The sequence below is a fragment of the Flavobacterium chungangense LMG 26729 genome (genome assembly GCF_000735715.2).
In the GTDB taxonomy this organism is placed as follows: Bacteria; Bacteroidota; Bacteroidia; order Flavobacteriales; family Flavobacteriaceae; genus Flavobacterium; species Flavobacterium chungangense.
The window spans coordinates 1-12,466 of sequence record NZ_JASY01000037.1 but is presented as its reverse complement, the minus strand read 5'-3'; the positions used below and the strand labels follow the sequence as shown (position 1 = coordinate 12,466).

8 protein-coding genes are annotated in these 12,466 nt (G+C 34.7%); all 8 read left to right on the top strand.

Translation table 11 applies throughout. From position 1 onward, the window contains the following. The coding region (locus tag JE46_RS24370) for a peptidase M16 family protein (protein WP_209445171.1) at positions 1-317 on the top strand (317 nt) is incomplete at its 5' end. Between the two features lie 440 nt (positions 318-757). Beyond that, positions 758-1,300 (top strand): RNA polymerase sigma-70 factor, encoded by a 543-nt coding sequence (locus JE46_RS23600; protein WP_051873008.1) that lies wholly within the window; start codon positions 758-760, stop codon positions 1,298-1,300. Positions 1,301-1,412: 112 nt separating this feature from the next. Beyond that, positions 1,413-2,576 carry a FecR family protein gene (locus tag JE46_RS23595; protein WP_031457755.1) on the top strand — a complete coding sequence of 388 codons (1,164 nt, stop codon included), beginning with the start codon at positions 1,413-1,415 and terminating at the stop codon, positions 2,574-2,576. A 154-nt stretch (positions 2,577-2,730) separates the two neighbouring features. Continuing rightward, positions 2,731-5,994, top strand: a complete 3,264-nt coding sequence (locus JE46_RS23590; RefSeq protein ID WP_167343465.1) for a SusC/RagA family TonB-linked outer membrane protein — start codon at positions 2,731-2,733, stop codon at positions 5,992-5,994. 12 nt (positions 5,995-6,006) lie between these two features. Next, positions 6,007-7,371 carry a RagB/SusD family nutrient uptake outer membrane protein gene (locus JE46_RS23585; RefSeq protein ID WP_031457753.1) on the top strand — a complete coding sequence of 455 codons (1,365 nt, stop codon included), beginning with the start codon at positions 6,007-6,009 and terminating at the stop codon, positions 7,369-7,371. A 63-nt stretch (positions 7,372-7,434) separates the two neighbouring features. After that, on the top strand, positions 7,435-8,382 hold the full coding sequence (locus tag JE46_RS23580) for an ABC transporter ATP-binding protein (protein WP_031457752.1): 948 nt from the start codon (positions 7,435-7,437) through the stop codon (positions 8,380-8,382). Between the two features lie 16 nt (positions 8,383-8,398). After that, entirely contained in the window at positions 8,399-10,666 is a 2,268-nt protein-coding gene (locus JE46_RS23575; RefSeq protein WP_031457751.1) for a Gldg family protein, read from the top strand. Between the two features lie 111 nt (positions 10,667-10,777). Next, a partial coding sequence (locus JE46_RS23570; protein WP_031457750.1) for a M16 family metallopeptidase occupies positions 10,778-12,466 on the top strand: 1,689 nt, incomplete at its 3' end.

The window sequence follows — 12,466 nt, the reverse complement described above, 5'->3', positions numbered from 1 at the left end:
AACAGGAAAAATTAATGCAGATTGTATGGAAAGAATTAAATGATTTGAAAACGGTTCCGGTAAATGCCAATGATTTGGAAGACATCAAAAAAGCACTTTTAAAAAACAGGGAAGAGTCGCTTAAAACCAATTCATTCTGGAACAGTACCCTTTATAACAACAGCTTAAATCAGATTCCGTTTTTACAGGATGAAGAATATAAAAATTTAATTTCTAAAATTAATCAGAAAACTATTCAGCAGTTTAGTAAGCACGTTTTGGATAGTTCTAGTAGCGTCGAAGTAATTATGAGCCCTGAAAAAACTTTAGGGAAATAGGAACTTTAGCATACATTTTTTTTAATTAGTCATTAAAGGTTGTCTTTGCCAAGACAGCCTTTTTTGTTTTACTATTTTCTATCTATTACAGCCATTAGAGAAAAGTAATACCGAATAAATGGATGTATAAAATAGGCCAAATATTTACATCAGTAACAAACAAGTATGATGTTGTGTTTTAAAATCAAACAAAACGATATAAAATGCTGATATTTAATAATTATTTTCGATATCGCTTCTTTTGACTTTACGACTTTTAAACTTTCGACTTACTAGTATTCCGGCCAATGATATTATCCTGATTGCAGCACATACTATAACCCGTATTTGTGTGAATAGAAATAGGAATTACTTTCACGCTAAATTTTGTATTAATTAATCATATAATTTTGTTATTGGTAATCAGAATTATATATTTTTGCTAAAAACAGGTATCTCTTTTGCAATCTACGTACACCAAATATAATAAAAGCGACTTAAAAAAAATTTTCGATACTTATTACGAAGCATTAGTGTCTTATTGTTTTCGTTATTTATCCTTAAGAGATGAGTGTGAAGATTTGGTTCAGGATGTTTTTGTACATATCTGGGAAAAAGATGTAATATTTCCTGATGAAATAGCTTTAAAAGTTTACTTGTACAAAGTAACCCGTAATAAATGCTTTAATTTTATTAAACACAGCAAAGTTAAAGATAAATATGCGGTCAATAATATTCAGTTGTTGGAAGACGATAGTTTATTTTTAGAACAAATTTTAGAAGAAGAAATAGTAAGACAACTTCATCAGGCTATTGAATTGCTTCCGGATAGAAAAAAAGAAATTATAAAGCTCAGCCTTATTGGGCAAAAAAATACTGAAATTGCCGAAACTCTGGGGATCAAACTACAAACTGTAAAAACCTTAAAATCTCAGGCTTATACTATTTTAAGAAATCAGTTTAAAGATTTAGAATCTTTATTATACTTCTTAATTACCCAATAGGCATAGTAAATAAACAGTGTTTTAACGAATAGTTTAATTTTTATTAAAAAAAGTTTAAATTTCAGTAGTACCTTTTTATTTCTTAGTTGTTCTATAGAAAAGTACCTGTAGAATGAAAGATGTTTTCAATATATCCAGACTGATTATAAAAAAGAAATTGAAGATTTTGAGCAACGATGAAAAATCAAGTTTAAAATCATTCAGTAAAGATTATCCATTTTCAAAAAACATTGATTTTGGAAAAATAGTTTATAAAATTTCCAGCTATGCTGCAATTAATAAAGAAGCAGCCTGGAAATCTATTTTAGAGAAATCAAAAAGCAGAAAAGATATTCCTTCTGTTATTGCTATAAACAGATCGTGGTATAAGTACGCCGCAGCAGGATCTCTTGTGCTGTTGTTATCACTATCGTATTTGTTTTTAAGTAAAGAAACTACAGTAAAAAATCCTGTTGTAGTCAATACTCCAATTGAAATTGGAAGCAGCAAAGCAACATTAACCTTAGAAGATGGCTCTAAAATAGCTTTAGAAAAAGGAACTAATTACACCACAAATAACGTAAGTAGTAACGGGGAACATCTTATATATGATTCTGAGGACAAAGTAGCATCGAAAGAAATCGGATTCAATTTTTTAACGATTCCAAAAGGAGGGGAGTTTTTTATACAATTGGCTGATGGAACCAAGGTCTGGCTGAATTCAGAATCTCAATTAAAATATCCCGTTGCGTTTATTGATGGTGAAGTAAGAAAAGTAGAATTAGTTTACGGCGAAGCCTATTTTGAAGTTTCGCCAAGTACGGCGCATAAAGGTTCAAAATTTGAAGTTTTTACCAAAAAACAAACGGTACAGGTTATTGGTACACAATTTAATATAAAAGCTTATAATAACGAAAATAATATTTACACCACATTAGTAGAAGGAAAAGTAGCCGTAGACATTGAAGGTCAACGACATTTGTTAAATCCTAAACAGGAGTCTAATTTCAATCTTTTGAACAATAGTTTAAAAGTTTATAAAGCAGATGTTTACAACTCTGTAGCTTGGAAAGAAGGACTTTTCAGCTTTAACAGTATGCCTTTAAAAGATATAATGAAAGTACTGTCACGCTGGTATAATGTCGAGGTAACTTTTGAAAATACTAAATTGGAAAACGTGAGATTTAATGGCGTTTTACGAAAAGATCAGGATTTGAAAGAAATTTTAACAACCATAAAAACAACCAAATTTATCAACGCCTATGAAATAAAAAACAGACGCATTATTATAAAATAAAAAGGGAATAAAGTCACGACCTCTCACAGCAATGCACTTTACCCCTCCTATGATGTTACCTAATTAAAAATTTAACTAACCAACAATCAAATTTATGAAAATTAAATTTACTAACAATGTTTTCCTTAACGGGAAATCGTTTACACTGTTTATTATGAAAACTTTTATATTTTTATTTTGCACAACAGTTTTCAGTTTTAGCCCTGGGAAAATTTTCTCTCAGGATGCTAAAATCACTATTGATGCAAATAAAACAGTAACAGTTGACGAGGTTTTCGATATGATTCGAAGACAAACAAAATATGCTTTTATTTATCAGGAAGATTTGTTTAATGACATTCCTAAAGTCAGCCTTAAAAAAGGAATTATCGATGCAGGTGAACTTCTGGAAAAAACTTTAAGAAATGGCAATTTTGAAGTCACGGTTACGTCAAAAAACACCATTCTTATAAAAGAAAAAGAAGTAAAACCCGGATATGCAAACCACATGCTGACAGGAAAAGTTCTTGATGAAAATGGCTTGCCGCTTCCTGGTGTAACCGTTTTTCTTGTTGGAAGCAATAAGCACGGTGTAACTGATTTTGACGGGCAATTTTATATTGACTTACCAGCCGGAAAGCATACGCTTAAAATTGCTTATCTGGGCTATAAAACACAGGAAGTTACAGTTGAAAGCCAAAGCTCTATAACCATCAAATTACAGCCCGATTTAGCCAAACTAGACGAAGTAGTAATTATAGGTTATGGAACCACTACCAAAAGAACCACTACCGGATCTGTTGTTAAAATTACGGCCGAAGATATTGAAAAACAGCCTGTCACTAATATTTTACAAAGTTTACAAGGAAGAACACCTGGTGTTTTTGTTACGCAGACATCTGGTTATGCAGGAAGTGATATGAATATCAGCATACGAGGAAGAAATTTTATTGAAGGGAAAAACCTGCCGCTTTATATTGTTGATGGTGTTCCGTATATTGGAGACGACATTAAAGAGCAAACACAGGCTGACAATGTACTGAGAGGTGCTCAAAAATCAACCAGTCCTTTAAACATCATTAATCCGAATGACATTCAAAGTATCGAAATTCTTAAAGATGCTGATGCTACCGCTATCTACGGATCAAGAGGAGCTAATGGGGTAGTGCTTATCACAACCAAAAAAGGAAAAGCCGGAAAAACAGAATTTACAGTGACAACAAACTCAGGAGTTTCTGAAGTAGCCCATATGGTTAAAACATTAGGCACTCCTGCCTACCTAAATATGTTGCAAACTGCCCTGGACAATAATGGTGATGTTGCCGATGTGGATAGTAATGGGATCGCTCTTACAGACTGGGATCCGAATGTTAACAACAACTGGCAGGAAAAATTAATAGGCGGTACAGCCAATTTCAATAATTTTTCTGCTTCATTGAGAGGCGGTAACGAAACCACAAACTTTCTTATAAGTGGTGCTTATCATAAAGAAACGACTGTGGTACCAGGGGATTTTAGTTATGACAAATTCTCAACCAACTTTAATATTAATCACAGTACGCTGGACAAAAAATTAAAAGTAGGAGCTTCTGTAATTTTTGCCACAGATAATAACAATCTTCCTTTCTTTGATATTACCACTTATGCTGTAGGCACTGCTCCAAACCGTCCGGTGTACAATACGGATGGCAGCTATTACTGGTCTCCGGATAATTTTAGCGACATAAATCCGCTTGCTGCTTTAGATAAAAGAGTAAGAGATAAAGGGATGAACTTAATAACAAGTTTAAGCCTGCAGTATGATATTGCTAAAGGATTATCTTTTAAAACAGACTTAGGATACGGCAGAGCTCAGATGCAAAGCTCACAGACTATGCCCGGATCGGCAGTTAATTATGTGTATGAGGAAGCAAACGGTGGTAATGTAGACTTTCAAAGATCCTATACGGTTTCAACGAATAATACCAATAATTTTACTGTTGAACCCCAGCTTAATTATGTAAAAGATTTATGGAAAGGAAACCTGACAGTACTTTTGGGAGGATCCTGGCAAAATAGAAAATCTGAAATGCCTTCGTATGTTAGTTCAAACGGATACAGCGCTGATAACTTAATTGGCAATATCGCTGCTGCAGAAACTGTATCGGTTTCTAATGGAAGTACAGAATACAAATACATTTCTCTTTTCAGCAGGGTGAATTACAACATCCAAAATAAGTACATTCTGAATGCAAATTTTAGAAGAGACGGTTCTTCTAAATTTGGAGCCAATAACCGTTTTGGAAATTTTGGCTCTCTTGGAGCTGCCTGGGTTTTTACAGAGGAAAATTTCTTAAAAGAGCAAACCTGGTTAAGTTTTGGAAAACTGCGCTCCAGTTATGGAGAAATAGGAAGCGATGATATTGACAATTATCAATTTGCCGATACTTTTGACACTCGTAATTATGGTGACGGGAATGTGTCTATGGAGGCTGCCAGAATTGAAAACCCTAACATCAAATGGGGAACAACCAGAAAATTTGAAGCTGCATTAGATTTAAGCTTCCTTAACGATCGAATTTCTTTTACGGCTGCTTATTATAAAAATACTTCTATCAATCAATTGGTAAACTATACACTTAGTACACAGGCAGGTTTTGCGAGCTACACTGCAAACTTACCCGCTGAAGTAGAAAATAAAGGATGGGAGTTTACGCTTGCATCAACAAATATTCGTACTAAAAACTTTAATTGGTCTACCTCTTTCAACATCTCTGCCAACTCCAATAAATTGTCAAGATTTGATGGAATAGAGTTTACGAGTTATTACTCTCAATATGTAGTTGGAAACCCTTTAAGCAGCAGATATACGTATAATTTTACAGGTGTAGATGCTGACGGACTTGCGCAATTTGAAGATGTAAACGGAGACGGCAGAATATCATCTGGATTTGCCCAGACTGGCAGAGGAGATAGAAAATACTACGGACCAACTTACCCTAAATATTATGGAGGAATCTCAAATACAATAAGCTACAAAGCCTTTGCACTTGACTTTTTATTTCAATTCGTAAAACAGGATGGTGGTACTTTGCTTTCGTCTACGGGAGCGCAGCCAGGTTATCCTTATTCAACAGCGAATTTTCAGGTGGATGAATACAATGCTTATCTGGCACAAGGACATGTGTTAAGTTCTGGTTTCCAAGATAGTTTTTATGATTATTTGGGATCAAATGCTTCAATTACAGATACATCCTATATCAAACTTAAAAATGTAAGTGCTTCTTATCAAATTCCTTTAGATGAAGGGATTAAGAAATACCTGCAAAGTGTGCGTCTTTCTCTTCAGGGACAAAACTTAGTAACTTTTACGAAGTATAAAGGACTGGATCCTGAAACACAGGGATTGGCTTTACCACCAATGCGTACGATTACTTTTGGAACACAGTTTACATTTTAAAATCTAAAAATCATGAAAAATATTTCTACAAAATATACCTATATATTTTCGCTTTTTCTATTATTAGGACTTGCGGGGTGCGAGGAATCTCTTGAGGTTGAACTTCCGAGAAATCAATTATCATCAAAAACGGTTTATATCTCAGATCCCACAGCAGAAGCAGCTGTAAACGGAATCTACCAAAGGATGGTTTCCAATTTTTATTACAATAGTGTACATACTGTTCTTGGACAAACAGCTGATGAACTAGTTCCAAGAACAGGTATTGCAAATGTTTACAGCTCTAATGAAATCCCGGATACTGACGGAACAATGAACAGTAGTTGGGGCGAGTTGTATAAAACGATTTATAATGCCAACAATGTTATTGAAGGCGTTACTAAAAGCAATACCCTCAATGTTGTAAAAAGCAGACAATGGATTGCCGAAGCCAAATTTCTAAGAGCGTATGCTTATTTTTACCTGACTAACCTTTGGGGAGATGTACCATTAGTACTCACTACGAATGTAGATGTCTCTGCATTATTGCCGCAATCGACTCAGGAAGCTGTTTATGCCCAAATTACACTTGATTTAACTGATGCGGTAAAAGATCTTCCAACAGATTATGCTAATTATAAAGGAAAAAGAATCAGAGCTACAAAATGGGCTGCCGAAAGTTTACTGGCACGTGTAAATCTTTATTTAGGAAAATGGACCGAAGCTGCGGCACATGCCACAGCCGTAATAAACGAAACGGGAACTTACAAAATAGCTACTGGTTTAACCACTACAAACAGTCCGTTTGTTGCAGATAATCAAGAGTCAATTCTGCAAATACCTTATTATAATGTCGAGTACACTTATGAAGGGGGTTTATTTACCACCGGAGGTACATTATTATTAAGAAAAGGAAATGCCCTTTTTGAAACCGGTGATGACAGAAAAACGAAGTGGACAGTTGATGTTATTAGAGGCGGCGTATTTTTAGGCATTGCACCGCATAAATACAAAAATAGCTATAGCGATTCTCCTTCAGAGCGCTCAACAATACTTCGATTGGCAGAATTGTATTTAATTAGAGCCGAAGCCAGAGTTCGATCAAATGATATTACAGGAGCTCAGGAAGATATTAACGTAATTCGAAACAGAGCTTTATTAGGAAATACGACTTTAACAGACGCTAACCAATTGCTGGATTTAATTGCGCTTGAAAGACAGCGTGAGTTTTTTGCAGAAAACGGACACAGATGGCTGGATCTTAAAAGAACCGGAAAACTAGATGAAACACTCTCTGTTTTATCAGACAAAATCTGGAAATCTACAGACCGTTTATATCCAATACCAGAACCTGCTCTTCGTTCTAATCCCTTTTTAAACCCAACAGAAGGATATTAATAATCAAAATGATGCAGGAATGTATTGTACTGAAAATACATTCCTGCAATTTTAAAAAACACTATGGAAACAACAATTGTAAGAGTTGAGGGCTTGTCGCATCAATATAGTAAGGATTGGGCAATACAAAATATAAATTTTGAAATCAAAGAAAACAGGATTTTGGGGCTTTTGGGATCGAATGGTGCCGGAAAATCGACCACGATGAATATCCTTTGTGGTGTTTTGAACCAGACTCACGGAAATATTTTTATTGATGGAATTAACCTAAAGGAAAACCCGGTAGAGGCCAAAAAATTAATTGGATTTTTACCGCAGACTCCGCCTCTTCACCTCGATTTAACGGTAGACGAATATTTAATTCACTGTGCAGAATTGCGCCATGTTAAAAAAGAAGATCTGAGAAATGCAGTTGAAAAAGCCAAAGAAAAATGCGGAATTTCTCATTTCAGCCACCGATTGATTAAAAATTTATCCGGCGGATACAGACAGCGTGTGGGAATTGCACAGGCCATTATTCACGAACCAAAGCTGGTGGTTTTAGACGAGCCTACAAACGGATTAGATCCAAACCAAATTTTAGAAGTTAGAAATTTAATCAAGAAAATTGCTCAGGATAAAGCCGTAATATTCTCATCACACATTCTTTCTGAAATTCAGGCTACATGCCAGGATATCCGAATGATCGAAAACGGACACATGGTTTTCTCTGATACTCTTGATGCATTTAACAATTATATCGAAGCCGATAAATTAACCGCAAGTTTCGAAAATCCGCCAGCAATCGAGGCACTAACTGCTATCGAAGAAGTAACTGATGCAGTTTATCTTTCTCCTAAAAAAGTACAAATTACTTTTAAAGGCACACAGGAAGTAGCTGAAAAAATTGTAGCACAAAGTGTTACCAGTAATTGGAAATTACGAGAAATTCAGTTCGAGAAAGTCTCTCTGGATGAAATTTTCGCACAATTATCTAAAAAAGCCCCTTCAAAAAACGCTACTCTTTCTTAAACAAAAAAACAAAACAATGAAAACAATATACAGAATCGCTAAAACCGAACTCAACACCATGTTTTATTCTCCGGTTGCATGGGTGGTTTTAGTCATCTTTTCAATCCAGTCCAGCTGGAAATTTTTCGACACGATGGAACGTTTCGAAAGATTACAAAAAATGGGACAGGGAGTAGAAAACCTTACCCAAACCATTTTTTCCGGTTTTAGCGGATTATATACAGAAATGCAGCAGTATCTGTATTTATATGTCCCGCTATTGACCATGGGGTTGGTAAGCCGCGAAATTAACAGCGGTTCTATAAAACTTTTGCTTTCTTCTCCCATCAAAATTAAGGAAATTGTATTAGGCAAATATTTAGCTATAGCGGTCTACTGTTCGCTATTTATTGCAATTTTAGGACTGCAGATTGTTGTTGCTTATTTTTCTGTTGAAAATGTCGATCTCAAATTTGCACTTTCCGGACTTATCGGATTGTATTTGATGGTTTGTACCTATGCAGCAATTGGGCTTTTTATGTCTTGTCTTACTTCCTATCAGGTTGTGGCGGCTATAAGTACTTTGGTAGTTTTAGCAGGTTTAAACTTTATTGGCAAATTATGGCAGGATGTCGAATATGTCAAGGATATTACTTATTTTCTTTCCATTGCAGGACGTGCCAACGAAATGCTTGAGGGTCTTATAATTAGTAAAGACGTGTTTTATTTCATATTTGTAAGTGCACTGTTTATTGTGCTGAGTATTTACAAATTACAAACGGGAAGAGATGCACAAAGTATTTCGAAAAGAGTTTTAAAATATACCTTATTAATTACTATTGTTTTGTCACTTGGTTATATCACATCAAGAGCTCCTTTAACTTTGTATCATGATATGACACGTACAAAAGACAGAACCCTTACACAAAACAGTTTAGAGATAGTTAAACAAATGAATGGTCCAATTAAGATTACAGCTTATGATAATCTTCTGGATGTAAATTATTATATGGCTATGCCTTATTTCCAAAATCAGGATATTGAAAGTTTTGCAAAATATACCCGCTATCTCCCTCAAATTGAAATGGAGTATGTATATTTTTATGATACTTCTACCAATACAGAGTTGTACACAAAAAATCCGGGATTGAATGATAAACAGCTGGCAGAAAAAATGGTGGAGTCGCAGGATATGAAATTAAAAAAATTATATACTCCTGCAGAAATTAAAAAAATTATCGATTTAGCCCCAGAACAAAATCGAGTAGTCAGAACTGTAGAATACAATGGTAAAAAAACATTCTTAAGATTTTACGACGATTTTTTCAAATCCCCAAGTGAAAAAGAAATTTCAGCCGCCTTAAAAAGATTGGTGATAAAGGCACCTAAAATTGTTTTCGCAACCGGAAATATGGAACGTAGTATTGACAAAGCGGGAGATAAAAATTACAAGACTGGTTTTAATGAAATTACCTTCAGATATTCCTTAATTAATCAGGGTTTTGATGTTACTTCTGTTGATATCAATGCGCATAATATTCCAGCAGATACTGATATTTTAATTTTGGCAGATCCTAAAACACAGCTAAGTCAGGGCGCTGCTGATAGAATTACTAAATATATCGACCAGGGGAAAAATGTAATTCTTTTGGCGGAGCCGGAAACGAATTCTACTTTGGCTGCCATAACTGAAAAATTAGGAATAAGTTTTACAAAACAGGCTTTGGTTCAGGAAAGCGAAATCAACTCGCCGGATTATTTGGTGACTGAACTTCAAAGAAATATTGATTCAACTTTAATTAAATTCAGTCCTAACCCAAATAATAATCCTATTCCATTTTTAGGAAGCAGCGGTATCAAAACAATTAAAGATGCAGGATTTAAAGTGACACCACTTTTAAAAACAAACAATCAGCCGGCTTGGGAAGCCCAAACCGGAATCACTTCTGTTTCTGAGGACTTGAAAAAACAGCCTGCTGTAAAATCTGTACCGCTTGTGGTCGCTTTAACGAGAAACGTAAAAGGTAAAACCCAAAAAATAATCGTTGCCGGAGATGCCGATTTTATGGGTAATGCTGAATTAAGCCGCGGTGGTTCCGGAACTTTTCAGTTTTTTCTCGATATTTTCAGTTGGTTTAGTAATTATGAATTCCCAATTGATACCACCCGTCCTAAAAGTACAGATAATAAAATAACGATTAATGCAAATCAGGTCTTTATCAATAAAATTGTCTTCATCGGAGTATTTCCTTTATTAATCATATTAAGTGGTGCTTTTATTCTAATTAGAAGAAACAGAAGATAAAATCATCTCATTGGTGTCGTTAAAAATGATTTTCGATCTGGTTTTTGAACCTACTCAAGAAACATCCGAATTGACTTTTTAATGACAACCATTGGGTAAAAAAATAAAAAAATGACTAAAAAAAATATCATCTTTGGAATGCTGCTGCTATCTTTTCAAGGAGCGTTTTCTCAATTTAAAACCACAATTCCGCTGAATAAAAATGTGACGACCGGAAAATTAAAAAACGGCTTAACCTATTATATTCTGCATAACGAAGAACCAAAAGACAGAGCGAGTTTTTATTTCGTTCAAAACGTTGGAGCTATTCTTGAAGACGATAATCAAAACGGATTAGCGCATTTTCTGGAACATATGGCTTTTAACGGAACAGAACATTTTAAAGGAAAAGGCATCATTAAAATGTTAGAAAATAACGGAGTAACTTTTGGTAAAGATATCAACGCTTTTACCGCCCATGACGAAACCGTTTACAATATTAGCACCGTTCCGGTTACGAACGAAAAACTGATTGATTCTACGCTTTGGGTGTTACATGACTGGTCAGGTTCATTGTCTTTAACAGATACTGAAATCGATGCAGAAAGAGGGGTTATCCGCGAAGAATGGAGAACACGAAGAACAAGTGATTTTCGTTTAAAACACCAAACAGATGAGGTTTTATACAAAGACTCAAAATACAGTAAAAGAGACGTTATTGGCGATCTTAATATTATCAATACTTTTAAATATCAGGAATTACGCAATTACTATAAAAAATGGTACAGGCCAGATTTACAGGCGGTAATTATCGTTGGAGATATTGATGTAAAACAAATTGAGCAAAAAGTAAAAACGATTTTCTCAGGAATTCCACTGGCAAAAAACGCCGCTGTCAGAACCTATGCTGATATTCCTAAACACAACGATTTATACTTTGGAACTGCAACTGATAAAGAAGCTTCAGAAACTACCATTACGTTAAAATACATTCTTAACGAACCGTTGGTAAAAGACAGCACAGTGACTCGCAAAAATGTGATGAACTCTTTTTACACTAACATTCTGAATAACCGTTTTAGAGAGTTAGTATTAAAAAATCAAGTTTCAAGTTTAAATTTTAACGCTTATTTTGAACCCATTTCAAGATTAAATACGTCTTTTACTATTTCGGCTTTAGCCAAAAAAGGAAAGACAATTGAAGCCTTTGAAGAAGCGTATACAGAAGCAGAACGTTTAAGTCGTTTTGGCGCTGCCCAAGCAGAATTAGACCGAACTAAAAAACTGTTTATAAGCTCTTATGATGATTTTATCAGCAATGTAGATAAAGTCGACAACGAAGGCTGGGCGGATAAACTGATTGATTATTTCTTAAAATCTAAACCGTTTTTGACTCCTGAAGACGATTATAAATTGATTGTAGGTATTATAAAAAGCATTTCTTTAGAAGAATTAAACGCTTATGTAAAAACCATTCAAAAACCTACAAATCAGGTCGTTTTAGTAACCGGCTCTGAGGAAGACAAAAATAGTTTTCCGACTAAAGAAGCCGTTGTCAATGTAATGAAAAAGGTAGAAAGTATGTCTTTGGAACCTTACACTAAAAAGGAAAACAATGCACCTTTGATCGAAAAACAATTAAAACCAGCTGCCATCAAAAAAACGTTTGAAGTAGCCGGAATAAAAGATGCAAAAGGATATATTTTAGAAAACGATGCTAAAATAATTGTGCTTCCAACGACCTATTCTCAGGATCAGATTGTTTTTTCCGCCTTTTCAAAGGGAGGGAAATCTTTGGTGAAAACAGAGGATTTAACATCT